The following is a 26,560-nucleotide window of genomic DNA, read 5'->3' on the forward strand; positions in this document are numbered from 1 at the left end:
GTGATCCGCGATCAGAATCTCGCGACGCCAAAACTGTTGGTTTGCAGCGGCCGCACATCGGCCTCGTGACAGATGTCCAGCAAGTAACCGAGCAAGGTCCGGGTATCCCGCGGGTCGATCAACCCGTCGTCCCACAGGTTGGCGCTGCCATACAGCGCGGTGGACTGGCTGTCGAGTTTCTGCGCGGTGACCTGTTCCAGCATGTCGAGCATTTTCGGGTCGGGAACAAGACCGTCCTTGAGCTGTTTGGCTTCGGTGACGATGCGCAGCACCTTGCCGGCCTGGGCGCCGCCCATCACCGCCGTGCGACTGTTGGGCCAGGCGAAGATGAAACGCGGGTCGAGGCCGCGGCCGCACATCGCGTAGTTGCCGGCGCCATAGGAACCGCCGACAACGATGGTCAGTTTAGGTACCCGCGCGTTGGCCACCGCCTGGATCATCTTCGCGCCGTGCTTGATCACGCCTTGCTGTTCCGATTCGGTGCCGACCATGAACCCGGTGGTGTTGTGGAAAAACAGCAACGGTGTGCGGCTCTGGTCACACAGCTGAATGAATTGCGCCGCCTTGCTCGCGCCCTTGGGCGTGATCGGGCCGTTGTTGCCGATGAACCCGCAGGCGCGGCCCTGAATGTGCAAATGGCCGCAAATGGTCTGCTGATCGAACTCGCCCTTGAATTCGAGGAAGCTCGAACCGTCGGCAATCCGCGCGATGATCTCGCGCACGTCATAGGGCTTTTTCGGATCGTCCGGGATCAGTCCCAGCAGCTCATCAATAGGGTAGAGAGGTTCTTTCCACTGCCGTTCGGGCAACCATTGCAACTGTTCGTTCCATGACAACAGGCTGACAATCTCGCGTACCTGACGCACGCCATCGGCATCATTCTCGGCCAGGTATTCGGCGGTGCCGGCGGTTTGCGCGTGCATCTCGGCGCCGCCCAGTTCTTCATCGGTGGCGACTTCGCCTGTGGCGGCCTTAAGCAGCGGCGGGCCGGCCAGGAACAGCTTCGCCTTGCCGCGCACCACCACCACGTAATCGGAGAGCCCAGGCTGATAGGCCCCGCCGGCCGTGGCCGAGCCGTGGACCACGGTGATCTGCGGCAGCCCCATGGCCGACATCCTCGCCTGATTGGCAAAGCTGCGTGCGCCTTCGACGAAAATCTCTGCCGCGTAATTGAGGTTGGCGCCGCCGCTCTCGGCGAGGGTGATCACTGGCAGTTTGTTTTCCATGGCGATCTGTTGCAGGCGCAGGGACTTTTTCAGGCCGCTGGGGGAAATGGTCCCGCCCTTGATTGCGCTGTTGTTCGCCACCACCAGCACCCGCACGCCGGACACGTAGCCGATGCCAGCGATCAAGCCGCCGCCGGCAGAGCTGCCGTCCTTGTCGTCGTGCAATTTGTAGCCGGCCAGGCTCGCCAGTTCGAGGAATGGCGCACCGGGGTCGAGCAACAGATTGAGGCGTTCACGGGGCAACAGTTGGCCGCGCTTGTCGAATTTTGGCTTGGCTTCGGCTGCCTTGTTCAGCAGGTTTTGTTCGAGCTGGCGGACCTGCTCGATGCCGACCAGCATCGCAGTGCGATTCTGCCCAAACTGTTCACTGAACGGGTCCACCTGTGACTGGATCACCGGCATGGCTTATTCCTTTTCCTTGAGTACATCGGGACTGAGCACTTCTGGTAAGTACGCGCGATGGAAGCCGTTGTACGACTCACTGTTTTGCGCCTTGTGAATCGGCCATGCCCGGCCGCCAAGGCTCGCCGCACCGTCGATGCGCAGCGTGCTCCCACTGATGAACCCCGCCGCCGGACTGAGCAGGAAAACAATCGCCGCGCTGACTTCGGATTCGGTACCGATGCGTTTGAGCGGCACGTGCTCGCGCAAGGTGGGGATCACCGCTTTGAACGCGCCTTCGTAGGTGTCCATGCCGCTCGATGCGATCCAGCCCGGTGCCACGGCGTTGACCCGCACACCGGCATGGCCCCATTCGAACGCGGCGGTCTTGGTCAGGTTGTCCATCCCCGAACGCGCCGCGCCCGAGTGGCCCATGCCGGGCATGCCGCCCCACATGTCGGCGAGCATGTTGACGATGGCGCCACCGTGTTGGCTCATCGACTGGTTGAACACTTCCCGAGCCATCAGGAAACCGCCCACCAGGTTGGTGCGCATCACGGTTTCGAAACCTTTTTGATTGATCGAGGCCAGCGGCGACGGGTATTGACCGCCGGCATTGTTGACCAGCCCGTGAACCGGGCCGTGCTTGCGAATCAACTCGCTGACCAGCTGCTTGACCGCTTCCTCTTCACGAATATCGCAGGTGGCCCAATCCGCCTTGCCGCCGTCTTCGGCAATCTCGGCGGCGACGCTTTTCAGCTTGTCAGCCTTGCGCCCGACCAGCAGCACATGGGCACCGAGTGCCGCCAGTTCATGGGCGGTGCACCGGCCGATGCCGCTGCCGCCACCGGTGACGATGATGTTTTGGCCTGCAAACAGATCGGCTTTGAAAATCGAATCGTACGCCATGGCGACAGTCCTCTAGTTGACCTGGTCGGCGATGCGCTGGGGCACCGGAATCTGGATGTCCAGCAACTGCTGGGCAAAAGCCTTGCCTTGCGGATCGATTCGCAGGCTGGCCACGCCGCCACCACCGAGGGCGTTCTCCAGGAGAAAATTGAAGCTGTGAGTACCGGGCAAATACCAACGCTCGACACGTCCATGAACCGGGTCGAGGACGTGGCTCATCCAGTCGACCATCACTTCGGGCGTCAGGGCTTCAGCGATCCATGGCAGGTACTCGGGCTCCCGGGCCATGACGCCGATGTTGCTGTGATTGCCCTTGTCGCCGGAGCGCGCCACGGCGAGTTTGATCAGAGCTACGCTGGCATCGGCGCGGCCGGTGGGTTGCGGTGGATCGTATGGAACCGGCAAGTCGTTTGGGTCGAGTACATCGACGGCGGGCTGGGGGCACGGATGGCGCTGGCCTTTGATATCAATTTCCAGCGTGCAGGCGCTTTTGTCGACGAGGAACGAGAACAGCCGGATCAGCGGATACACCGTCGGCCGTCCGCCGACAATCCCGGTCAGCCCCGGCGCCATGCCGGTGGCGGCCTGGGCGATTTCCCGGGAGAACACGATCAATGCCTGCTTGCTCGGATGGCGCACCGCGAGTTTGATCACCACTTCGCGGCTGTCCTGGCGTTGGCCATGGGGGCCGTAAGTGGCTTCGCTGCCGAGCAATTCGATGTTCACTTCGCTGTAGGGCGCCCAGCCGCGCTGGCTGAAGATGTCCGAGGTCTTGTTGAGGATTGCCTGGCTGACCCGTTCGGCCTTGGCCACCGCATCGATCCCGGCGATCAGGCAACTGGCGGTGCAGCGGAAACCGTCCGGGTACGTGGCGCTGACCTTGTATTGATCGGTCGGCGGCAAGCCTTTGGCGCCATGCACCTGCACCGCGTTTTTACCTTGTTGCACGAGTTTGACCTGGGTGAAATCGCAGACCACGTCAGGCAGCAGATAGGCCTGGGGGTTGCCGATTTCATAGAGCATTTGTTCGCCAACCGTCAGTGGAGTGACCAGGCCGCCGGAGCCTTCTGGTTTGCTGACGATGAACTGGCTGTCGACGCTGACTTCAACGATGGGGAAACCGATGTGTTCGAAATCGGGCACGTCGCGCCAGTCGGTGAAATTGCCGCCGGTGCACTGGGCGCCACATTCGATGATGTGTCCGGCCAATGCGGCCTGGGCCAGTTTGTCGTAGTCATGCCAGGACCAGCCGAACTCATGCACCAGCGCGGCACTGACCACCGCACTGTCGACCACGCGTCCGGTGATGATGATGTCAGCACCCAGGCGAAGGGCTTCGACAATGCCCGGTGCGCCGAGGTAGGCATTGGTCGAGACGCACATCGATGGCAGGGGCGCGCCGCTGAACATTTCATGAATGCTGCGGCTGCTCAACTGTTTGAACTGCGGTTGCAGGTCGTCGCCCAGCAGCACGGCGATCTTCAGCGAGACGCCAGCCTTGTCGCACGCCGCTTGCAGGGCTGCGGCGCAGGCCTGTGGATTGACCCCGCCGGCGTTGCTGATGACCCGGATTTTCTGTTCGGCGAGTTGCCCCAGCAGTGGGCTGAGGACTTCGATGAAGTCGCCCGCATAGCCCGCCTGAGGATCTTTCATCCGTGCGCCGGCCATGATCGACATTGTGATTTCGGCAAGATAATCGAAGACCAGATAGTCCAGGCGTCCGCCGTCCACCAGTTGCGCGGCGGCGGTCGAGGTGTCGCCCCAGAACGCGCTGGCGCATCCGATGCGGATTGTTTCAGGCGCAGCCAATTCCATAACTACCTCCGACAGAAGTGCATCGAGACTACCAAGCAAGCGCTTGGTTTGTAAACGGCTGAAATATCTTCTTCCCGAGCGCTTGCTTGGTTGCCGTCGCCAGCTTAAATTGCCCGCGCAACCCCGCTGTTTTAGCGGCGGGCGACGCATTTGATTGATCGACTGTAGGAGAGAACGGGTGGACGAGCAAAAAGCCCTGGGGGTCATGCGCGAATTGGTCGACAACGGCCAATTGACCGACCCTGACAGCGCCCGCGGCAAACTGCTGCAAGTGGCGGCTCACCTGTTCCGCAACAAAGGCTATGAACGCACCACCGTGCGCGATCTGGCCGGTGCCGTGGGCATTCAGTCGGGCAGCATTTTTCATCACTTCAAAAGCAAGGACGAGATCCTGCGTGCGGTGATGGAAGAGACCATTCGCTACAACACGGCGTTGATGCGTGCAGCCCTGGCCGAGGCCGGCAACGTACGCGAGCGGGTGCTGGCGCTGATTCGCTGCGAATTGCAGTCAATCATGGGCGGCAGCGGCGAGGCCATGGCGGTGCTGGTGTATGAATGGCGTTCGTTGTCCGAAGACGGGCAGGCGCAGGTGCTGGCGCTGCGCGATATCTATGAAGCGCTGTGGCTGCAGGTACTGGGCGAAGCCAAGGACGCCGGTTTTATCCGTGGCGATGTGTTCATCACGCGTCGCTTTCTCACGGGCGCTTTGTCCTGGACCACCACCTGGTTTCGGGCCGGTGGCAGCATGAGCCTTGATCAATTGGCCGATGAAGCCTTGATTCTTGTCCTCGAAGAGAAGCAATAAGCAGGTATGAATCAGCAGGAAACTGGCTAAGTGGCCGAAACCGCCTAGCTTGAATGCATTGATGCGTATTTTTTGGGGAGTGGGTTGTTTGATGTCTTCGCCAATTTGGACGGCCGCGCGGCTTTTGCTGGCGTCGCTCGTGGCAGTCTGGGTGTTGCCGTCCCAGGCTGCGCAACTGGTGCGGGTCGGTGCCGCACATTTCCCGCCGTATACCGTGCGCCCCGAATCCGGTGCCGACACAGGCCTGCTGCCGCAATTAGTGGAAGCCTTGAATCGATTGCAGAGCGACTACCAGTTCGTTTTGGTGCCGACTTCGATTCCCCGACGATTCGGTGATTTCAAGCAAGGTCGGGTCGATATGGCCATTTTCGAGAACCCGGACTGGGGCTGGAAGGACATTCCCCACACCAGCGTCGACATGGGCCTGGAAGACGCCGAGATTTTCGTCGCGCAACGTGCACCCGATCGCCAGCAAACCTATTTTGCCGACCTCACCGGCAAGCGCCTCGCTCTGTTCAGCGGCTACCACTACGAGTTCGCCAACTTCAACGCCGACCCGAAGTTCCTCGCGCAAAACTACGACGCCACGTTGACCTATTCCCATGACAGCAATTTGCTGATGGTGCTGCGCGGGCGGGCAGATGTTGCCCTGGTGACGCGCTCCTACCTGAGTGATTACCTGCTGCGCAACGAGAAGGTCGCGGAGCAGTTGCTGGTGTCCCAGCGCATCGATCAGGTCTATCACCACTACGCGATCCTCAGCCCGAAAGCCCCTATCAGCGGCGAGGCGTTCGGCAAGTTGCTGCAAGGGTTGCGGGACAATGGCCAGATGCTGAAGATTTTCGACCCGTACAAGATTGCGGTGGTGCCTGTGCCCAAACCCTGAAGGACGCCGCAGGTCGCGTCATTCGCGACTTCTCTTAAATTTCCTGCCCCGGCTCACGTCACTTGGTTGAACTGTCGACGATTATCGTGAGCCCGACCCATGCCCAATCTGAATGACCTGACTGCTTTGGCGTTGCCCAACGGAAGCCGTCTTGTAGCTGATGAAACCGAAAATCGCCTGCACCTCAGGCTGGAAGGGCAGCCCCTGATCGAGCTGCGCCTGACTCGCGAACCCGAAATGACGGTGCAGGTACAACAGCGCTTCGACACGTCTGAAAGTCAGGCGCTATGGGCGGCCTGTTACTGGCTGTTTGCCCGTGATCCGGCGTGTCAGCACCTGACGTTCGAACTGCCGCAATCACCTACCGACGCCTTGGCGAGCGGATTGCTGATTCCCACCGACACCACCGGCCAATACCGCTGCGAACGCACGCTGTTCTGGCAGTTGCCTCAGCCGTGGCTCAGCCAGACGCTGACCGCCAGTTATCCGCAGCAAATGGTCATCAGTGGTGGCAAGCGCCATCCTCTGCGCCCGCTAAAACCAAGGGGTGAAGTCTATCGGCGTTTCGATGCGCGACTCGGTGCCTGGATTTCCCTGCGTACGCTGGACATTGATCTGGACGTGGCGCGCTTCAATCGCTGGCAGAACAGTCCGCGGGTCGCCAGTTTCTGGCAGGAGGAAGGCAGCCTCGAACAGCACCGTGAATACCTGGGCAAACTCGAAGCCGACCCGCACACCCTGACGCTGATCGGCTGTTTCGATGATCAGCCGTTTGCCTATTTCGAAGCCTATTGGGCCAAGGAAGATCGCATTGCCCCGTTCTATGACGCCGGCGATTACGACCGCGGTATCCACATGCTGGTGGGCGAAGAAAATCACCGCGGCCCGCACAAGGTGGCGAGCTGGTTATCGGCGTTGACGCATTTCCTGTTTCTCGATGACCCGCGCACTCAGCGCGTGGTGGCCGAGCCTCGCGCCGACAACGGGAAGATGATCGGGTACATGCAGAACCAGGGTTACCACTGCGAGAAAGAATTCGACTTCCCGCACAAGCGCGCGGCGTTGATGGTGTTGGGGCGTGAGCGGTTTTTTGATCGGTGCAAGTTGGCTTGATGCGTAAGGCTCAAGATCTGTTGCGGTTTTGAGTGCCCCATCGCGAGCAGGCTCGCTCCCACAGTTGATCTCGGGTGTTCACAGATTTGTGTTCACTGAAGATCCAGTGTGGGAGCGAGCCTGCTCGCGATTGGGGCGACGCAAATTCCAGATTTAACGACGGGCAAAGGTATCCACACGATTGCCCGACACCTTGCGGCAGTGCACCAGCGCATCGCGAATCATGAAGTTCACCAGGGTCGGCGAAACGCCGAGTTCCTTGGCGATGTCCTTTTGCGGCACGCCGTGCAGGCGGTACATCTCGAAAGCGTAGCGGGTGCGGCTCGGCAACTCCGTCAACGCATCGGCAATGTTTTCCAGGGTCGAGAAATTGATGTGCGAGGTTTCCGGCGAAGCGCCCTGAATCACCACATTCAGACCTTCCTCTTCCGGCCCGGAATACTTCTGCTCCAGCGCCTGTTTGCGATAGTGGTCGATCGCCAGGTTGCGCACGATCTGGAACAGATAACTGAGCTGAGCCTTGAAGGACGACGTGATTTGCGGCGCCGATTGCAGCCGGAAAAACGCATCCTGGACCACGTCTTCAGCACGCGACCGGCAGCCGGTAATCCGCGCTGCAATTTTGACCAGAATCAGTCGGTTGTCGACGAAGGCCTGAAGTAGCGGTGAATCGCACCTGCTTGTGGATACTTGTTCCGTCATGGAAATCACCTTGCTGCCAATAGGTTTGGTGGGAGGCCGAGGGGGTGCCGTCCTACACATCGAGCGACAAATTATGCTGAATGATAATGATTGTCAATTGAGAAAGAGAACTAATGCTCCGCAAAGGTGCAGAGTGAGAACTGCGACACGCTGCCGCATGCCAGCCCCGTTGGCGATCAAGCCTGCCGACTAATTATTTCAAGACGTCATCCGTTCTCATTGGTGAAAGGTGCCGGGTAAATCCCGGCCAAAACCGCATTCCCAATGCCTTGCGCAGTCGGCGAAGACTGCGTCCTGCACGCCCTCCTGTGGGCGTGGCGTAAGAAAACCGATTCCATTTGCAAGCCGAATTCAGGCAGGAAACCTCATGACCGACGCGTTCGAACTCCCAAGCAATCTGGTCCAAGCCCTCCAGCGCCGCGCGGCCCTGACGCCGGATCGGGTGGCCTTGCGGTTTCTCGCCGACACCCCGGATCAGGCTGTGGTCCTCAGTTATCGCGAGCTGGATCAGCGGGCGCGAACCATTGCCGGTGCGTTGCAGGCCGAGGCTGAATTCGGCGATCGCGCCGTGCTGCTGTTCCCCAGTGGCCCGGATTACGTCGCGGCGTTTTTTGGTTGCCTGTATGCCGGGGTGATCGCGGTGCCGGCTTATCCGCCGGAGTCGGCCAAGCGTCATCACCAGGAACGTCTGCTGTCGATCATCAGCGATGCCGAGCCGCGCCTGTTGCTGACCAGCGCCGGCCTGCGCGACGCCTTGCAACAGATTGAAGGTGCGCCACCGCTGTTGTGTGTCGACACTCTCGACGGTGCCTTGGCCGACCGCTGGGTCGCGCCGAACCTGGACGACGACCACATCGCCTTCCTGCAATACACCTCCGGTTCCACCGCGTTGCCCAAAGGCGTGCAAGTCAGCCACGGCAACCTGGTGGCCAACGAGCTGCTGATCCGTCATGGTTTTGGCATCGACCTGAACCCGGACGACGTGATCGTCAGCTGGCTGCCGCTGTACCACGACATGGGCCTGATCGGCGGTCTGTTGCAGCCGATTTTCAGCGGCGTGCCGTGCGTGTTGATGTCGCCGGCGTACTTCCTCGGCCGGCCGTTGCGCTGGCTGGAAGCGATCAGCGAATACGGTGGCACCATCAGCGGCGGGCCGGATTTCGCCTATCGCCTGTGCAGCGAACGCGTCAGTGAATCGGCGCTGGAACGCCTCGACCTGAGCGGCTGGCGCGTGGCGTACTCCGGCTCCGAACCGATACGTCTCGACACTCTGGAGCGCTTCGGCGAGAAGTTCGCGGCGAGTGGTTTCACCACCGACAGCTTCATGGCGTCTTACGGGTTGGCCGAAGCGACTTTGTTCGTCGCCGGAACTCCGCGCGGTCAGGGCATCGGCAACCTGCGCGTGGACGATCAAGCCTTGGCGCAAAACCGTGCGGAAGCCGGCGAAGGCAGCGCGATCATGAGTTGCGGCATCAGTCAGCCGGATCACTCCGTGCTGATTGTCGACCCGGTCGCGCTCAATGAACTCGCCGACAACACGGTCGGCGAAGTCTGGGCCGCCGGGCCGAGCATCGCCCACGGTTACTGGCGCAACCCCGAGGCCAGCGCCAAGACCTTCGTCCAGCACAACGGCCGGACCTGGCTGCGCACTGGCGACCTGGGTTTCATGCGTGACGGTGAGTTGTTCATCACCGGACGCCTTAAGGACATGCTGATCGTTCGCGGCCACAACCTGTACCCGCAAGACATCGAACAGACCGTCGAACGCGAAGTGGAAGTGGTGCGCAAAGGTCGCGTCGCCGCTTTCGCCGTCAACATCGACGGTCAGGAAGGCATCGGCATCGCTGCGGAAATCAGCCGTAGCGTGCAGAAAATCCTCCCGCCCGACGCACTGATCAAAGCCATCCGCCAAGCCGTGGCCGAGGCGTATCAGGAAGCGCCGAGCGTTGTGGTGCTGCTCAATCCGGGCGCGTTGCCCAAGACTTCCAGCGGCAAACTGCAACGTTCGGCCTGCCGCAATCGTCTGGCGGACGGTAGCCTCGACAGCTATGCGCTGTTCCCGGCGGCGGACGTTCAGGGCGAATCCCAAACCGAATCAGCTTCTGAACTGCAAACCCTGATTGGCCAGATCTGGAGCGAGCAACTGCAGGTCAAACAGGTCAATGCCGACGATCACTTCTTCCTGCTCGGTGGCAATTCCATCGCCGCCACCCAAGTGGTTGCACGCCTGCGTGAAGCACTCGGCCTGGAGCTGAACCTGCGCCTGCTGTTCGAAGCGCCAACCCTCGGCGCGTTCACCGCTGCGGTCGCCCGCTTGCAACAGGACGGTGGCCTGGCCCAAGGTGCGATCAGCACGCTGTCGCGCAACCAACCGATGCCGCAATCCCTGGCGCAAAACCGCCTCTGGATCACCTGGCAACTCGACCCGCAGAGCGGCGCCTACAACATTCCCGGCGGGTTGCGCCTGCGCGGCGAACTGGACGAAGACGCCTTGCGCGCCAGTTTCCAGCAACTGATCGAGCGTCATGAATCCCTGCGCACACGCTTCTTCGAACGTGACGGCGTGGCGCTGCAACAGGTTGATGCGGCGGGCAAATTCAACCTGCAACTGATCGACATCAGCGACCTGCCCGCCGCCGAGCGTGAAGCCCGTGCGCTGCAAATCCGTGAGGACGAGGCGCGTACTCAGTTCGATCTGGAGAAAGGCCCGCTGCTCTGGGTGACGTTGGTGCGCCTCGACGATGAGGACCATCAGCTGCTGGTGACGATGCACCACATCATCGCCGATGGCTGGTCGCTGAATGTGCTGATCGACGAGTTCTCGCGCTTATATGCCGCAGCTTCCCAGGGACAGACCGCGACGCTGCCAGCATTGCCGACTCAATACGCCGACTACGGCAGCTGGCAGCGTCAATGGCTGGCGCAAGGGGAGGGCGAACGTCAACTGGTGTACTGGAAAGCGCAGTTGGGTGAAGAGCATCCGACGCTGAACCTGGCCACCGATCACCCCCGGTCAGCCCAGCACATTCACAGCGCTGCTCGCCATTCCATAAAGCTGGACGCGACCTTGAGCGATGCCATTCGCCAGACCGCCCAGGCGCATGAATCGACACCGTTCATGCTGTTGCTCGCCGCGTTCCAGAGCCTGTTGCACCGCTACAGCGGTCAGCGAGACATTCGCATCGGCGTGCCGAACGCCAACCGTCCGCGCCTGGAAACCCAAGGGCTGATCGGTTTCTTCATCAACACTCAGGTGCTGCGTGCCGAGGTGGATTCGCGTCTGCCATTCGTTGAGCTGTTGGCGCGAACCCGCGAGGCCGCGTTGGGCGCACAAGCGCATCAGGATCTGCCGTTCGAACAATTACTGGAAGCGTTCCCGCAGGCTCGCGAACAAGGCTTGTTCCAGGTGATGTTCAACCATCAGCAACGGGATTTGAGCGCACTGCGCCGCCTGCCTGGACTGCTCGCCGAAGAACTGCCATGGCACAGCCGCGAAGCCAAGTTCGACCTGCAACTGCACAGCGAAGAAGACCAGAAAGGTCGCCTGAGCCTGTCCTTCGACTACGCCAGCGAACGGTTCGACGCGACGAGCATCGAGCGCCTGGCCGAGCACTTCAGCAACCTGCTGCGGGCTATTTGCGAGCAACCGTCCACCGCCATCGGCGACCTGCAACTGCTGACCCCGGGTGAACACGGCCAACACACCGACTGGAGCGCCGCACCGTGCGCGCCGGCCAGCCGATGGCTACCGGAGTTGCTCAACGAACAAGCGCGCCTGACCCCGGAACGCACCGCGTTGATGTGGGACGGCGGCAGCCTCGATTTCGCCGAGCTGCACACCCAGTCCAACCGCCTGGCCCATTACCTGCGCGACAAAGGCGTTGGCCCGGACGTCTGCGTGGCCATCGCCGCCGAGCGTTCGCCGCAGTTGCTGATCGGCCTGCTGGCGATCATCAAGGCCGGTGGCGCCTACGTTCCGCTGGACCCGGATTACCCGGCCGAGCGCCTGGCCTACATGCTCAGCGACAGCGGCGTCGAATTGCTGCTGACCCAAACCCAATTGCTGGATCGCCTGCCGGCCACCGACGGCGTCAGCGTGATCGCCATGGATGCGCTGCATCTGGAGAACTGGCCAAGCCAGGCGCCGGGCCTGCACCTGCATGGCGACAACCTGGCCTATGTGATTTACACCTCGGGTTCCACCGGCCAACCGAAGGGCGTCGGCAACACCCACGCGGCGCTTGCCGAGCGCCTGCAGTGGATGCAGAACACTTACGGTTTGAACGAAACCGACGTGCTGATGCAAAAGGCCCCGATCAGTTTCGACGTGTCAGTGTGGGAGTGCTTCTGGCCGCTGATCACCGGCGCACGCTTGCTGGTCGCCGCCCCCGGCGAGCACCGCGACCCGCATCGCATCGCGCAGCTGGTCCAGCAATTCGGCGTGACCACGCTGCACTTCGTACCGCCGCTGCTTTCGCTGTTCATCGATGAGCCGCTGACGGCCGAATGCACCAGCCTGCGCCGGGTGTTTTCCGGTGGCGAAGCCTTGCCCGCCGAACTGCGCAACCGCGTGCTGGAACAGCTGCCGGCCGTGCAACTGCACAACCGCTACGGCCCGACCGAAACCGCGATCAACGTCACCCATTGGCATTGCACCCACGCCGATGGCGAGCGATCGCCGATTGGCCGTCCGTTGGGCAACGTGGTCTGCCGTGTGCTCGACAGCGACCTCAATCCGCTGCCGGCCGGTGTGCCGGGTGAACTGTGCATCAGCGGCATCGGCCTGGCCCGTGGCTATCTGGGCCGTCCGGGCCTGACTGCCGAACGGTTTGTCGTTGATCCACTGGGCGAGCAGGGCGCGCGTCTTTACCGCACCGGCGACCGTGCGCGCTGGACCGCTGACGGCGTGATCGAATACCTCGGTCGCCTCGATCAGCAGGTCAAACTGCGTGGCTTCCGTGTCGAGCCGGAAGAAATCGAAGCCCGTCTGCTGGCCCAGGAGGGCGTTGCCCAAGCCGTGGTGCTGGTGCGCGAAACCGCTGCCGGTGGCCAGTTGATCGGTTACTACACTGCCACCGAAACCACCGAAACCGAAGACATGCAAACCGTGCGCCTGAAAACCGCACTGGCGGCTGAACTGCCGGAATACATGGTCCCGGCGCAGCTGATGCGCCTGGACGAAATGCCCCTGAGCCCGAGCGGAAAACTCGACCGTCGTGCCTTGCCCGAGCCGCAATGGCAAGTGCGCGAGCACGTCGAACCGGTGACGGCACTGGAGCAACAAATCGCCGGCATCTGGCGTGAAGTGCTAGGCCAAAAACAGATCGGCCTGCGCGATGATTTCTTCGCCCTCGGCGGTCATTCGTTGCTGGCCACGCAGATCATTTCCCGCACCCGTCAGGCCTGCGACGTCGAATTGCCGCTGCGTGCGCTGTTCGAAAACAGCGAACTGGGCGCCTTCGCCGAGCAGGTGCAACTGATCCAGGCCAGCGGCAAAACCAACCAGCAACCGCCGATCGAGAAAATCGACCGCAGCCAAGCGGTGCCGCTGTCCTATTCCCAGCAGCGCATGTGGTTCCTCTGGCAGATGGAACCGGACAGCCCGGCCTACAACGTCGGCGGCATGGCCCGCTTGCGTGGCGTGCTGGACGTCGGGCGTTTTGAAGCGGCGTTGCAAGCGCTGATCATGCGTCACGAAACCCTGCGCACCACGTTCCCGAGCATCGACGGTGTGGCCCGTCAGCAGGTGCATGCCGAGACGGGCGTGCGCATGGACTGGAAGGATTTTTCGACACTGGCCGCTGACATCCGCGAGGAGCGTGTACAGCTGCTGGCGGACGATGAAGCACACCTGCCGTTCGATCTGGAAACCGGCCCGCTGCTGCGTGCCTGCCTGGTCAAGACCGCCGAGCAGGAGCACTACTTTGTGCTGACCCTGCACCACATCGTCACCGAAGGCTGGGCGATGGACATCTTCGCCCGGGAACTGAGCGCGCTGTACGAAGCCTTCGTCGACGACCGCGAATCTCCGCTGGCGCCGCTGCCGGTGCAATACCTCGATTACAGCGTCTGGCAGCGTCAGTGGCTGGAGTCCGGCGAACGCCAACGCCAACTCGACTACTGGACCGCGCAACTGGGCCGCGAACATCCGCTGCTGGAATTGCCCGCCGACCGCCCGCGTCCGCCGGTGCAAAGCCACCAGGGTGAATTGTTCCGTTTCGACCTGAACGATGACCTTGCCGCACGGGTACGCGCCTTCAACGCGCAACACGGTCTGACCCTGTTCATGACCATGACCGCCGCGCTGGCCGTGCTGCTTTACCGCTACAGCGGCCAGACTGACCTGCGCATCGGCGCGCCGGTGGCCAACCGGATTCGTCCGGAAAGCGAAGGGCTAATCGGTGCGTTCCTCAACACCCAGGTGCTGCGTTGCCAGCTCGACGGGCAGATGTCCGTCGGCGAATTGTTCGAGCAGGTGCGGCACACGGTGATCGAAGGCCAGTCCCATCAGGACTTGCCGTTCGATCACTTGGTCGAAGCGTTGCAGCCACCGCGCAGCGCCGCGTACAACCCATTGTTCCAGGTGATGTGCAACGTGCAGCGCTGGGAATTCCAGCAGAGCCGCACCCTGGCCGGCATGACCGTCGAGTACCTGGCCAACGATGCCCGCGCGACCAAGTTCGACCTCAACCTGGAAGTCACCGACCTCGATCACCGACTGGGTTGCTGCCTGACTTACAGCACCGATTTGTTCGATGAACCGCGCATTGCGCGCATGGCCGGGCACTGGCGCAATCTGCTGGAAGCGCTGCTGGCCAATCCGCAACAGCGCCTCAGCGAACTGCCGTTGCTGGAAGCCACGGAACAGCAAAACCTGCTCGATAGCCTTGGTGTCGAGCCGGGCGAACATCGCCTCGATCAGTGCATTCATCACCTGTTCAGCGAGCAGGCACTGGTGCGCCAAGACGCCCCGGCACTGACGTTTGCGGGTCAAACCCTGAGCTACGCCGAACTCGACAGCCGCGCCAATCGCCTGGCCTGGATGCTTCGCGAGCGCGGTGTCGGCCCGCAGGTACGCGTCGGCCTGGCGCTTGAGCGTTCGCTGGAAATGGTCATCGGCTTGCTGGCGATCCTCAAGGCCGGCGGCGCCTATGTGCCGCTGGACCCGGAATACCCGCTCGATCGCCTGCATTACATGATCGAAGACAGCGGCATCGGTTTGCTACTCAGCGATGCGGCGATGTTCGCCGCGCTCGGAGAACTACCGGCCACCGTCGCTCGCTGGTGCCTCGAAGAGGACGCCGCCGCACTGGCGAATTACCCTGCCACCGAGCTACCATTTATCAGCCTGCCGCAGCATCAGGCATACCTGATTTACACCTCGGGCTCCACCGGCAAGCCAAAAGGCGTGGTGGTGTCCCACGGCGAAATCGCCATGCATTGCCGCGCCGTGATCAAGCGTTTCGGCATGCGCCCGGACGACTGCGAGCTGCATTTTTATTCGATCAACTTCGACGCCGCGACCGAGCGTTTGCTGGTGCCGCTGTTGAGCGGTGCGCAAGTGGTTTTGCGCGCCCAAGGCCAGTGGGACGCGGAAGAAATCTGCGGCCTGATCCGTCGCCACCACATCAATATCCTCGGCTTCACCCCAAGCTACGGCAGCCAATTGGCGCAGTGGCTGGCGACCCAGGGCGAAACCCTGCCGGTGCGCATGTGCATCACCGGCGGCGAAGCCCTGACCGGCGAACACCTGGCGCGAATCCGCGCAGCGTTCAAACCGAGCCTGTTCTTCAACGCCTATGGTCCGACCGAAACCGTAGTTATGCCGCTGGCCAGTCTCGCGCCGGAACAACTGGAAGAAGGCTTGGGCAGTGTGCCGATCGGCAGCGTAATTGGCGCACGAGTGGCGTACATCCTCGACCCGGACCTGGCCTTGGTACCGCAAGGCGCAACCGGCGAGTTGTTCGTCGGCGGTGCCGGTCTGGCGCAGGGATATCACGAGCGTCCGGGCATGACCGCCGAGCGGTTTGTGGCTGATCCGTTCGCCGCCGATGGCGGACGTCTGTACCGCACCGGCGATCTGGTGCGCCAGCGTGCCGATGGCTTGGTGGAGTACCTCGGGCGCATCGATCATCAAGTGAAGATTCGCGGTTTCCGCATCGAGTTGGGCGAAATCGAAACCCGTCTGCTGGAGCATGAATCGATCCGCGAAGCCGTGGTCCTGGCCCTTGACGCACCGAGCGGTAAACAACTGGTCGGCTATCTGGTGACCGACGTCGCCGAGCAGGACGAAACGCAACAAGCGACATTGCGTGAAGCGCTGAAAAATCACCTCAAATCCCAGTTGCCGGATTACATGGTGCCGACGCACCTGATCCTGCTGGACAGCATGCCGCTGACTGCCAACGGCAAACTCGACCGTCGCGCCTTGCCGGCGCCGGACCCGGAACTGAACCGTCAGCATTACGTGGCGCCGAGCAACGAGCTGGAACTGACCTTGGCCAGCATCTGGTGCGAAGTGCTGAACGTCGAGCAAGTGGGCCTCAACGACAACTTTTTCGAACTGGGCGGCGATTCGATTCTGTCGATCCAGGTGGTCAGCCGTGCGCGGCAGCAGGGCATTCATTTCAGTCCGCGTGACCTGTTCCAGCATCAGACGGTGCAGACCCTGGCCGCCGTGGCGACCCGCACCGAGCAAGTCACCGCCGAGCAGGGCTTGCTCACCGGTGAATCGCGGTTGACGCCGATCCAGCACTGGTTCTTCGACACCGACATCCCTGAGCGTCAGCACTGGAACCAGGCGTTGCTGCTGGAACCAACCGTGGCGCTGGAACCCCATCGCCTGGAGCAAGCGCTGCTGGCGGTGATCGAGCAGCACGACGCCTTGCGCCTGCGCTTCAGCCAGACCGACGCGCAATGGCGCGCCGAGCATCAGGCGATTTCCGACGTGCCGGTGCTGTGGCAAGTGCGTGTTTCGTCCATGGACAAATGCGCCGCGCTGTTTGCCGATGCCCAGCGCAGCCTCGACCTCGAACAGGGTCCGCTGATACGCGTGCTGCTGGTCGATGGCCCCGAGGGCGAACAACGGCTGTTCATCGCCATTCACCACTTGGTGGTGGACGGTGTTTCGTGGCGGGTTCTGCTGGACGATCTGCAAACCGTTTACCGTCAACTGAAGGCTGAGCAGTCGGTGAGCCTGCCGGCGAAAACCAGTGCGTTCAAGGATTGGTCCGCCCGATTGCAGGCGTATGCCGGCAGCGAATCCCTGCGTGAAGAACTGAGCTGGTGGCAATCGCAACTGGCCGGGCCGAGCGCTGAACTGCCGTGTGATCGTCCGCAAGGTGGCCGGCAGAATCGTCATGCACAAACCGTCAGTGTGCGGTTGGATGCCGAGCGTACACGCCAGTTGCTGCAACAGGCCCCGAGCGCCTATCGCACCCAGGTCAACGATCTGCTGCTGACAGCGTTGGCTCGCGTACTGTGCAATTGGAGCGGACAGGAATCGGCGCTGATGCAACTCGAAGGCCACGGTCGCGAAACCCTGTTCGACGAAATCGACCTGACCCGCACCGTTGGCTGGTTCACCAGCGCTTACCCATTGCGCCTCGTACCGGCGAACGGGCAGGGCGCCTCGATCAAGGCGATCAAGGAACAACTGCGCGCCGTGCCGCACAAGGGTCTGGGTTATGGCGTGCTGCGTTATCTGGCCGATGACCTGAGTCGCCAGACCCTGGCCGCGTTGCCGGTGGCGCCGATCACCTTCAACTACCTCGGCCAGTTCGACCAGAGTTTCGGTGCGGATGCCTTGTTCCGTCCGCTGGACGAGCCCGTCGGCGCGGCCCACGATCCGCACGCGCCGCTGCCCAATGAGCTGAGCGTCGACAGTCAGGTGTATGGCGGTGAACTGGTGCTGCGCTGGACCTTCAGCGCCGAACGCCACGATCCTAAAACTATCACCGACCTGGCGAACGCTTACCTGGGTGAGCTGCAAAGCCTGATCGAGCATTGTTTGCAGGACGATGCCGGCGGCCTGACGCCGTCCGACTTCCCGCTGGCCAAGTTGAGTCAGCCACAGCTTGATGCGCTACCGATTCCGGCCGGCGTCATCGAAGACGTCTACCCGCTGACCCCGATGCAGGAAGGCATGCTGCTGCACACCTTGCTGGAGCCGGGCACCGGTCTCTACTACATGCAGGACCGCTACCGCATCAACAGCGAGCTCGACACGCAGCGATTCGCCCAGGCCTGGCAAGCGGTGATCGCCCGCCACGAAGCCCTGCGTGCCTCGTTCTGCTGGAACGTCGGCGAAGACATGCTGCAGGTTATTCACAAGCCCGGCAGCACGCCTATCGAGGTCCTCGACTGGACCGCGATTGCCGAAGCCGAGCAGGAGCCGAGGCTGCAAGCGCTGCTTAAAAGCGAGCGCGAAGCCGGGTTCGATCTGCTCAATCAGGCTCCGTTCCACCTGCGTTTGATCAAGGTCGGCGCAGCGCGTTACTGGTTCATGATGAGCAACCATCATATCCTCATCGATGCCTGGTGCCGCTCGCTGTTGATGAACGATTTCTTCGAAATCTACACCGCCCTCGGCGAAGGCCGCGAAGCGCAACTGGCCGTGCCGCCGCGTTATCGCGATTACATCGGCTGGCTGCAACGCCAAAGCCTGGCCGAGGCGCGCCAGTGGTGGAAAACCAACCTGCAAGGTTTCGAGCGGACCACACCGATCCCGAGCGACCGGCCGTTCCTGCGTGAACATGCCGGTGAAAGCGGCGGCATGATTGTTGGCGATCGCTACACAAGGCTTGATGCTCGCGACGGTGCGCAACTGCGCGAATTGGCGCAGGCGCATCAGCTGACCATCAACACGTTCGCCCAGGCGGCGTGGGCTTTGGTACTGCGGCGCTTGAGCGGTGATCGCGACGTGCTGTTCGGTGTCACGGTGGCTGGGCGTCCGGTAGAAATGCCGGAGATGCAACGCACGGTCGGGCTGTTCATCAACAGCATCGCGCTGCGGGTGAAAATGCCGGAAGACGATCAGCGTTGCAGCGTTCGCCAGTGGTTGAGCGGCTTGCTCGACAGCAACATGCAACTGCGTGAGTACGAATACCTGCCGCTGGTGAGCATTCAGGAAAACAGCGAACTGCCCAAGGGCCAGCCGCTGTTCGACAGCCTGTTCGTGTTCGAAAACGCCCCGGTGGAAGTCTCGGTGCTGGACCGTGCGCAAAGCCTCAACGCGACGTCGGATTCGGGCCGCACCCACACCAACTTCCCGCTGACGGCTGTCTGCTATCCGGGAGATGACCTGGGGCTGCACCTGTCTTACGACCAGCGTTATTTCGATGAATCGATGGTCGAGCGCATGCTCGCTGAGTTCAAGCGTTTGCTGCTGGCGCTGGTCAACGGTTTCCATGGCGACATGGCCGATCTGCCGCTGCTGGGCGCCGAGGAACAGGACTTCCTGATCCACGGCTGCAACCAGAGCGAGCACGATTACCCGCTGGAGCAGAGCTATGTCGCGTTGTTCGAAGCGCAAGTCGCCCGGCATCCGCAACGGATTGCCGCGAGTTGCCTGGACCAGCAACACAGTTATGTCGAGCTGAACCAGCGCAGTAACCGACTCGGTCATGGGTTGATCGCGGCCGGTGTCGGGCTGGATCAACCGGTGGCGTTGCTGGCTGAACGTAACCTCGATCTGCTCGGCATGATCATCGGCAGCTTCAAGGCCGGCGCGGGTTATTTGCCGCTGGACCCGGGGCTGCCGAGTCAGCGCCTGAGCCGGATCATCGACCTGAGCCGCACGCCGTTGCTGGTCTGCACTGAGGCCTGTCGTGAACAGGCCGTCGCGCTGCTGGAGGAATTCAGTTGCGCCAATCGGCCGAAATTACTGGTGTGGGAAGAGGTGCAGGCGAGCGATGCATCGGTGGCGAATCCGGGTGTTTACAGCGGCCCGGACAATCTTGCCTATGTGATTTACACCTCGGGTTCCACCGGTTTGCCGAAAGGCGTGATGGTCGAGCAGCGCGGCATGCTCAACAACCAGTTGAGCAAGGTTCCGTACCTGAATTTGAGCGACGCCGACGTGATCGCCCAGACCGCTTCGCAAAGTTTCGACATCTCGGTGTGGCAGTTCCTCGCCGCGCCATTGTTCGGTGCGCGGGTCGACATTGTGCCGAACACCATCGCCCACGATCCGCAAGGCTTGCTGGCGCATGTGTCGACTCAAGGCATCACGGTACTGGAAAGCGTGCCGTCGCTGATTCAAGGCATGCTCGCCCAAGAACGCATGGGTCTCGATGGCCTGCGCTGGATGTTGCCGACCGGCGAAGCGATGCCGCCGGAACTCGCCCATCAATGGCTGCTGCGCTACCCGGATATCGGGCTGGTGAACGCTTATGGCCCGGCGGAATGCTCGGACGACGTGGCGTTCTTCCGCGTGGACATGGCCTCGACCCGTGGCAGTTATCTGCCGATCGGTACGCCGACCGACAACAACCGTTTGTACCTGCTCGATGGCGCGCTGGAACTGGTGCCGTTGGGTGCGGTGGGCGAGTTGTGCGTCGCCGGCACCGGGGTCGGGCGCGGTTACGTCAGCGATCCGCTGCGCACCGCTCAGGTGTTTGTGCCGGACCCGTTCGGCGCGCCGGGGGATCGTCTGTATCGCACCGGCGACCTCGCCCGACGTCGCAGTGACGGCGTGCTGGAATACGTCGGGCGTATCGACCATCAAGTGAAGATTCGCGGTTACCGCATTGAGCTGGGTGAAATCGAAGCGCGTCTGCATGAACAACCGGAAGTCCGCGAAGCGGCGGTCGGCGTGCAGGAAGGTGTGAACGGCAAGCATCTGGTCGGCTACCTGGTGGCGGCTGACTCGGCGCTGAACCCGAGCGAACGCCTGGAGCGCATCAAGCAACGTCTGCGCGCCGAGCTCCCGGAGTACATGGTGCCGCTGCACTGGTTGTGGCTGGAGCGGATGCCGCTCAATGCCAACGGCAAACTCGACCGCAAGGCGCTGCCGGCGCTGGAGATCGGGCAGTTGCAGAGTCAGGACTACCAGGCGCCGCGCAATCAGCTGGAGCAGACGTTGGCGGATATCTGGGCTGAGGTGCTGAAGGTCGAGCAGGTCGGTGTTGAGGACAACTTCTTCGAGCTGGGCGGGCATTCGTTGCTGGCGACGCAAATTGCTTCGCGGGTGCAAAAAGCCCTGCAGCGTGATGTGCCATTGCGGGCGATGTTCGAGTGCAGCACGGTGGCGGAGTTGGCCGAGTACATCGACGGTTTGGCGGCGAATGAAATCACCGAGGAGAAGGTGGATCGCCTCAATGACCTGATGGCGGAGCTGGAGGGGTTTTGATTCTCTCTGTCTGCGCGGGCCCCTTCGCCAGCAGGCTGGCTCCCACATTTGACCTGTGTTCGCAGGACTAATGTGGGAGCCAGCCTGCTGGCGATGGCGTCATCGAAATTTGCGCGAATTTGCGCGTTGACTGCTGCTTCGGACCGGCTCAGGCTGCCTCTGCTTTTTTTGTTGAATTCCCTTCACAAAGGAGACAGTCAATGCCCTTCGTAACGATTGACGGACAACCCCTTCACTACATCGATCAAGGCAACGGCCCGGCAGTATTGCTGGCCGGCAGCTACCTGTGGGACCAGGCTATGTGGACACCGCAGATTACTGCGTTGTCGCAACACCACCGGGTCATTGCCTTGGACTTGTGGGGCCACGGTGAATCAGGCGCACTTCCTGAAGGTACAGAATCGCTGGATGACATCGCCCGTCAGGCCGTGGCGCTGCTCGATCATCTGGACATCGATCGGGTCACGCTGGTCGGTCTGTCGGTGGGTGGCATGTGGGGCGCTCGACTGGCGCTGTCGGAACCACAGCGGATCAACGGCCTGGTGCTGATGGACACCTACGTCGGTGTCGAGCCGGAGCCGACTCGCCAATACTATTTCTCGCTGTTCAAGCAGATCGAAGACACCGGCGTGATTGCGCCACAGCTGCTCGACATTGTGGTGCCGATTTTCTTCCGTCCGGGGATCGATCCGCAGTCGGCGCTGTATCAGGATTTTCGCGCCAAACTGGCTGCGTTGCCGTCCGAACGCCTGCGCGAAAGCATTGTGCCGATGGGGCGGATTACGTTTGGTCGGGATGATCTGTTGCCGCGCCTGGGTGAGTTGAACGCTGAAACGACGCTGGTGATGTGCGGCGATCAGGACAAACCGCGGCCGCCGTCGGAAACGAAGGAAATGGCTGAGTTAATTGGTTGCCCGTACGTGCTGGTGCCGGAGGCGGGGCATATCTCCAATCTGGAGAATCCGCAGTTTGTGACTGAGGCGTTGTTGGAGTTTTTGGCTGAGAGAAATTAGTCGGTCTTACTGGCCCCATCGCGAGCAGGCTCACTCCCACAGGGAATGCATTCCAATGTGGGAGTGAGCTTGCTCGCGATGGGGGCGGTGCGGTCACTGAGTCTCTGAAGCGAACTACTTAGGCCCGAGAATCTTCACCAACTTGTCCGGCGAAGGCGCGCCTTGCTGTTGCTGCAGCTCGCCCTTGTCGTCCATGTAGAAAATCGCCGGGGTGGCCTGCAATTCCAGGTCTTCCATCAGCTGCATGTTCGCCGCCAGTTTCGCCTGAATCGCCGGTGGCACGTCTTTCAAGGCTTTCAGCGAACTGCTTTTGCCGGACTTCTCGTGATCTTCCAGCGCCTTGCTCGGGTCCTTGGCGGCCAGCAGCGCGGCGGATTTGCCCGGGCTGTCTTCACGAATGATCCCGACCATAATGTGCCGCAGCTGCACCTTGCCAGCCTTGACCCATGGCCGCGCCTGTTCCCAGAACATGTTGCAGTAAGGGCAGTTCGGATCGCTGAATAGATAGACGACGCGCGGTGCGTCCTTGTTGCCGTCGCCGATCCAGTTGCTGGCTTCCATCTTGCCCCAGACTTCCTTGGACATCGGTGCGTAGACCAGCTTCTGCAACGGCGCGCTGCTCAGGTCATTGCCCTCGGCGTCGTACAGATTGCCGAGCAACACATGCTTGCCGTCCGGGGTCAGGTACAGCGCCATGCCGCGATTCTGGTACTGCGCGGCATACCCGCGCAGACCGTCGGGAGCGTCGAACTGACCGACGATCCTGGCGCCCTTGGCTTCGATCTTTTTGATCGCCTCAGGCAATTCTTCGGCGGCCTGCACCGACGGCAGGTGCAGCAACGCTGCGCCCAGGGTCAGGGTCAGCAGGTGGCGGAGGCGGGGCATGGCAGTTTCCTTGAAGAGGTGGCCGGTACGGCAGGAGAAGGGGTGTCAAAGTTTTCCAGGGCGCGGGCCAGGCTGGCGTCCGAGAGTTCGCCCAGATGGCTGCCCAGCAATTGACCATCGGGGCTATAGAACAGCGTAGTCGGCAACGCCATGGAACCCACGGCCTGACCCAATCGCCCACTGCCGTCGAACAGCACGTTGGTCAGGCTCAGGCCCTGGGTTTCGAGGAAGGTGCTGACGCTTTGCATGCTTTCGGCCTGATTGACGAACAGGAAGGTCAGGTCCGGGCGCTGCTGCTGGGCGTTTTCCAGCACCGGCATTTCCCGGCGGCACGGCGGGCACCAGGTGGCCCAGAGGTTGATCACCAGTGGCCCGCCTTTATAATCCGCCAGTTGCACGGTTTCCCCGGCGGCATTGCGCAGGGCAATCTCCGGCAGGCGCGTGCCTTGTTCGTAAATACTCAGGGAGAAGGTCGCCAGCAACCAGAACGCCAACCCGCTGGCCACCCCGAAACCCAGCGGGCGGCGCAAACCGGGTCGACGCCAACCGCGGTACAGCGCGGTGAGCACCAGCACAATGACCCCGGGCCAGGCAAGGAAGCCGCCATCGCGCAGGTCGATGATCTGCCACGGATCGTTGCGGTAGTGGGCCCAGTAGGCGATCACGAACCCGACCCGCGCCGCCAGCATGCCCAGCAAAAACAGGCTGAACAGCGCCGACTCCGGGTTTTCGCCACCGCGCTTGGCCACCCGCCAGCCGACAAACGTCGCCAGCGCCAGGGCACTGATCAGCAGCAAATGGTTAAGCGCGATGGCAAAGGTGCCGAGGGTAAAGGTCAGCATTAACGGGCGTCTCGGGTGGTGGTCCAGCGTTGCAGGAAGGTGTCGGCATCGACCTCGCCGGTGATGCGCTGGCCGCGACGCTCCTGGCCGTCTGCACCGATCCACAGAAAACTCGGTGGCCCCGGCACTTTATAACGGCCGAGCAGTTCGCGGCTGGCGGCATTGTCGGCGGTCACGTCCAGCCGTAGCAAGCGCACATCACTCAGCGCTTCCATCACTTTGGCCTTGCCGAAGACCTGCTTTTCCATGACCTTGCACGACACGCACCAGTCAGCGTAGTAGTCCAGCAGCACCCACTGGCCCTGAGCCTGGGCGGCGTCCAGTTCCCGTTGCAGCGCGGCGGGGTCATTGATGGTGGTGAACGCCTCATGGCCGGTCGGGCGAGCGGCATTGCCGGCAGCCGAGGCGCTGTAGACCTGCAACGGTTTGATCAAATCATCACTGCCACCGGCGGCGCCGATCATCAGCAAGCTGCCCCAGATCCCGAGCAATAGCGCACTGGCGCCGAACAAATGGGCGACGCGGCCGAAACCTTCTGACTGTTTCCAGGCACTGTAGGCGGCGATCAGCAACAAGGCGCCACACAAACCGATCCACAGCGATTGATCCAGTACCGGCCGCAGCATCAGCAGGGCGGTGGCTAGGAACAGGAAACCGAAGACGCCTTTAAGCAGGTTCATCCAGGCGCCGGGTTTGGGCAGGAAGCGATTGCCCACGGTCACCAGCAACAGCAGCGGCACACCAATGCCAATGCCCATGGCGAATAGAATCAGCCCGCCATGCAGCGCATTGCCGCTTTGCGCGATGTAGAGCAGGGCGCCGGCCAAGGGCGCGGTCATGCACGGGCCGACCAGCAGCCCCGACAAGGCCCCTAGCACACCGGCACCGATCAGACTGCCGCCACGCTGATTGCGCGAGACATTTTCCAGCCGATCACGCACGGCCACCGGCAGTTGCAGCTCGAAGAAACCGAACATTGGCAACGCCAGCAGGATAAATATCGCCGCGAAACTGCCCAGCAACCACGGGTTCTGCAATAGCGCCTGAAGGTTCGCCCCGAGCAACGCAGCCAGCACGCCCATCGCCGCATACACTAGCGCCATGCTCACCACATAACTGGTCGCCAGGGCGAAACCGCGTTTGGGCGTGGCGCCGCTGCCGACGATCAACCCGGCCAGAATCGGCAGCATCGGCAACGAGCAAGGGGTGAAGGCCAGCAACAGGCCCAGACCGAAGAACACCAGCACGCTCCAGCCCAGCGCCCGTTGTTGCAGGCTGCTGGCCAGGACTTGATCCGGTGCTTCGTTGGTTGCGACTGCGATATTGCCGCCCAGATCCACAACCTGAGTCTGCGGCGGATAACACAAGCCGGCATCGGCACAGCCCTGGAAGCCGACCTTGATCTGACCGGTGGCACCCGCCGGAATCTTCAGCTCCAGGCCTTGGCGATAAACCGGCTGTTCGCCGAAAAACTCATCGCTGTGCACTTCGCCTTCAGGCAACACCGGATGCTGCTCCGGGGGCAAACCCTCGAATTTCAGGCGCTTCTGATAAAGATAGTAACCGTCGGTTATCTGCCAATAGAGCTGTGTTTCACCCGATGCAAGTCGCTCGGAAGTAAAGACAAAGGCCTTTTCCACCGGCAGGAATTCAGGTTTGGTATCGAACGGATTGGTCCCTGCCTGGGCCACACCCGAGATCAAGAGAACAAAAAACAGAAACAGTCGACGCATGGGTAGGCCTTATCCCTGTGCAAGTGAGGGTCACAGTGGCGGGCTGCGATTAACCAATGATTAACCGCAGACCTGCGTGGTGACCGAGGCGATTGATATCCGGTTTCCACTTCACCCTGATGTGTCTTCAATCGTGCAGCAAACCGGGCCAAGTGGTGTTATCCACTTTGCGCGGGCCTTGTATCAATTTATTGAGCTGAATGTTGTATACCAGGTACTCATTGTTGGTCAGGAAGATGTACCAGTAACTGTCTACAAAAGTTCGGTCATACTGGGCGGCTGTTATGAATCGATCTTTGTAGTGCTCCATGCCCGACGGCAAGAGGTACGCGGTCAGTTGATTCTTTTTGTAGTCAAAACTTAGATAGCGGCCATCGTTCAGGAGAAAGGTGAACAGGAAGGGAAAGCCGGAAACTTCTCGCCATGTTCCTGCAACGATTTTAGAAAAGTAAGGCAGCAGGGGGGCCCAAAGCGAATTGGCGACGGTGTCAGTCCCGGCCACGGAGTCGTCATCCTGATCGTACTTGCACACCATGGGGGTGCCGCCGTCGTAATAGAAGAGCCATAGAACGTCCGAGTCTGTGCTAGGGTTCCAACCCAGCGAAGTGGTAGTGAAGCCGAATCGCAAGTCTTCAAAATGATCGAAAGTACCCCAGCGGCCGTGGGTCGCAGTGGGATAGCCTGGCGCGACTTTGTTATCTGCGATATCAAAGCGTGAATAGGTGTCGCTGTTCTTGAAAAAGAAATAGATGCGATCGTGGCCCGCGCGCCAATCGACGGCTACACAGTTGTTCATTGTTGTCATAGTCTGAATCCTTTCAGTTTGATTAAATCGCGTTGTATTGATAGGCGCGATTATATGAGTTGTCCGACTGTGTTGAAGTTGCTGTTTGGTGTTG

Annotated in this window: 13 protein-coding genes; 5 read left to right on the top strand and 8 right to left on the bottom strand. The window is 61.5% G+C overall.

Annotated features, from left to right (window positions below; translation table 11 throughout):
* Window positions 1-11: 11 nt before the first annotated feature.
* From atuC to ACRC4F_RS10965, 3 genes are read right to left on the bottom strand one after another with little or no spacing between them, the layout of a single operon-like run.
* Window positions 12-1,628, bottom strand: coding sequence for a geranyl-CoA carboxylase subunit beta (gene atuC, locus ACRC4F_RS10955; RefSeq protein WP_438659328.1), 1,617 nt, complete (start codon window positions 1,626-1,628; stop codon window positions 12-14).
* 3 nt (window positions 1,629-1,631) lie between these two features.
* On the bottom strand, window positions 1,632-2,516 hold the full coding sequence (locus ACRC4F_RS10960) for an SDR family oxidoreductase (protein ID WP_438659329.1): 885 nt from the start codon (window positions 2,514-2,516) through the stop codon (window positions 1,632-1,634).
* Window positions 2,517-2,528: 12 nt separating this feature from the next.
* The gene (locus ACRC4F_RS10965; RefSeq protein ID WP_438659330.1) at window positions 2,529-4,331 is read right to left on the bottom strand and encodes an acyclic terpene utilization AtuA family protein; all 1,803 of its coding nucleotides are present in this window, start codon (window positions 4,329-4,331) and stop codon (window positions 2,529-2,531) included.
* Between the two features lie 178 nt (window positions 4,332-4,509).
* Between ACRC4F_RS10965 and ACRC4F_RS10970 the strand changes: the two genes are divergently transcribed.
* The 3 genes from ACRC4F_RS10970 to ACRC4F_RS10980 all read left to right on the top strand — a co-directional run bounded on the left by ACRC4F_RS10970 (window position 4,510) and on the right by ACRC4F_RS10980 (window position 7,135).
* A complete protein-coding gene (locus ACRC4F_RS10970; RefSeq protein ID WP_438659331.1) occupies window positions 4,510-5,136 on the top strand; it encodes a TetR/AcrR family transcriptional regulator in 627 nt (208 codons plus the stop codon).
* A gap of 91 nt (window positions 5,137-5,227) precedes the next feature.
* Complete coding sequence (locus ACRC4F_RS10975; RefSeq protein ID WP_438659332.1) at window positions 5,228-6,022, top strand: substrate-binding periplasmic protein; 795 nt, start codon at window positions 5,228-5,230, stop codon at window positions 6,020-6,022.
* Window positions 6,023-6,121: 99 nt separating this feature from the next.
* The gene (locus ACRC4F_RS10980; RefSeq protein ID WP_438659333.1) at window positions 6,122-7,135 is read left to right on the top strand and encodes a GNAT family N-acetyltransferase; all 1,014 of its coding nucleotides are present in this window, start codon (window positions 6,122-6,124) and stop codon (window positions 7,133-7,135) included.
* Window positions 7,136-7,288: 153 nt separating this feature from the next.
* Here the strand turns inward: ACRC4F_RS10980 and ACRC4F_RS10985 are convergent, their stop codons facing one another.
* Window positions 7,289-7,837 (bottom strand): RNA polymerase factor sigma-70, encoded by a 549-nt coding sequence (locus ACRC4F_RS10985; protein WP_010461205.1) that lies wholly within the window; start codon window positions 7,835-7,837, stop codon window positions 7,289-7,291.
* Between the two features lie 367 nt (window positions 7,838-8,204).
* Between ACRC4F_RS10985 and ACRC4F_RS10990 the strand changes: the two genes are divergently transcribed.
* Both ACRC4F_RS10990 and ACRC4F_RS10995 read left to right on the top strand, forming a co-directional pair.
* Window positions 8,205-21,188, top strand: a complete 12,984-nt coding sequence (locus ACRC4F_RS10990) for a non-ribosomal peptide synthetase (RefSeq protein ID WP_438659334.1) — start codon at window positions 8,205-8,207, stop codon at window positions 21,186-21,188.
* Window positions 21,189-21,388: 200 nt separating this feature from the next.
* Window positions 21,389-22,201 (top strand): alpha/beta fold hydrolase, encoded by an 813-nt coding sequence (locus tag ACRC4F_RS10995; RefSeq protein ID WP_438659335.1) that lies wholly within the window; start codon window positions 21,389-21,391, stop codon window positions 22,199-22,201.
* A gap of 114 nt (window positions 22,202-22,315) precedes the next feature.
* On the opposite strand, the gene dsbG is transcribed toward ACRC4F_RS10995, so the two are convergent.
* From dsbG to ACRC4F_RS11015, 4 genes are all read right to left on the bottom strand, one after another.
* Window positions 22,316-23,086 carry a thiol:disulfide interchange protein DsbG gene (dsbG, locus tag ACRC4F_RS11000; RefSeq protein ID WP_438659336.1) on the bottom strand — a complete coding sequence of 257 codons (771 nt, stop codon included), beginning with the start codon at window positions 23,084-23,086 and terminating at the stop codon, window positions 22,316-22,318.
* Entirely contained in the window at window positions 23,062-23,928 is an 867-nt protein-coding gene (locus ACRC4F_RS11005; protein ID WP_438659337.1) for a prolipoprotein diacylglyceryl transferase family protein, read from the bottom strand. Before ACRC4F_RS11005 ends, dsbG begins: the two co-directional genes overlap by 25 nt.
* On the bottom strand, window positions 23,928-25,661 hold the full coding sequence (gene dsbD / locus ACRC4F_RS11010) for a protein-disulfide reductase DsbD (protein WP_438659338.1): 1,734 nt from the start codon (window positions 25,659-25,661) through the stop codon (window positions 23,928-23,930). Before dsbD ends, ACRC4F_RS11005 begins: the two co-directional genes overlap by 1 nt.
* A gap of 127 nt (window positions 25,662-25,788) precedes the next feature.
* Window positions 25,789-26,466, bottom strand: coding sequence for a hypothetical protein (locus ACRC4F_RS11015; protein WP_438659339.1), 678 nt, complete (start codon window positions 26,464-26,466; stop codon window positions 25,789-25,791).
* Window positions 26,467-26,560: the final 94 nt, after the last annotated feature.

The organism is Pseudomonas sp. (genome assembly GCF_051660785.1).
Lineage (GTDB): Bacteria > Pseudomonadota > Gammaproteobacteria > Pseudomonadales > Pseudomonadaceae > Aquipseudomonas.

Coding starts and splice junctions, on each gene's coding strand:
- dsbD (WP_438659338.1), bottom strand. CDS start 25,661: ATGCGTCGACTGTTTCTGTTTTTTGTTCTCTTGATCTCGGGTGTGGCC.
- ACRC4F_RS10985 (WP_010461205.1), bottom strand. CDS start 7,837: ATGACGGAACAAGTATCCACAAGCAGGTGCGATTCACCGCTACTTCAG.
- ACRC4F_RS11015 (WP_438659339.1), bottom strand. CDS start 26,466: ATGACAACAATGAACAACTGTGTAGCCGTCGATTGGCGCGCGGGCCAC.
- ACRC4F_RS11005 (WP_438659337.1), bottom strand. CDS start 23,928: ATGCTGACCTTTACCCTCGGCACCTTTGCCATCGCGCTTAACCATTTG.
- ACRC4F_RS10965 (WP_438659330.1), bottom strand. CDS start 4,331: ATGGAATTGGCTGCGCCTGAAACAATCCGCATCGGATGCGCCAGCGCG.
- ACRC4F_RS10975 (WP_438659332.1), top strand. CDS start 5,228: ATGTCTTCGCCAATTTGGACGGCCGCGCGGCTTTTGCTGGCGTCGCTC.
- ACRC4F_RS10980 (WP_438659333.1), top strand. CDS start 6,122: ATGCCCAATCTGAATGACCTGACTGCTTTGGCGTTGCCCAACGGAAGC.
- ACRC4F_RS10990 (WP_438659334.1), top strand. CDS start 8,205: ATGACCGACGCGTTCGAACTCCCAAGCAATCTGGTCCAAGCCCTCCAG.
- ACRC4F_RS10960 (WP_438659329.1), bottom strand. CDS start 2,516: ATGGCGTACGATTCGATTTTCAAAGCCGATCTGTTTGCAGGCCAAAAC.
- ACRC4F_RS10995 (WP_438659335.1), top strand. CDS start 21,389: ATGCCCTTCGTAACGATTGACGGACAACCCCTTCACTACATCGATCAA.
- dsbG (WP_438659336.1), bottom strand. CDS start 23,086: ATGCCCCGCCTCCGCCACCTGCTGACCCTGACCCTGGGCGCAGCGTTG.
- atuC (WP_438659328.1), bottom strand. CDS start 1,628: ATGCCGGTGATCCAGTCACAGGTGGACCCGTTCAGTGAACAGTTTGGG.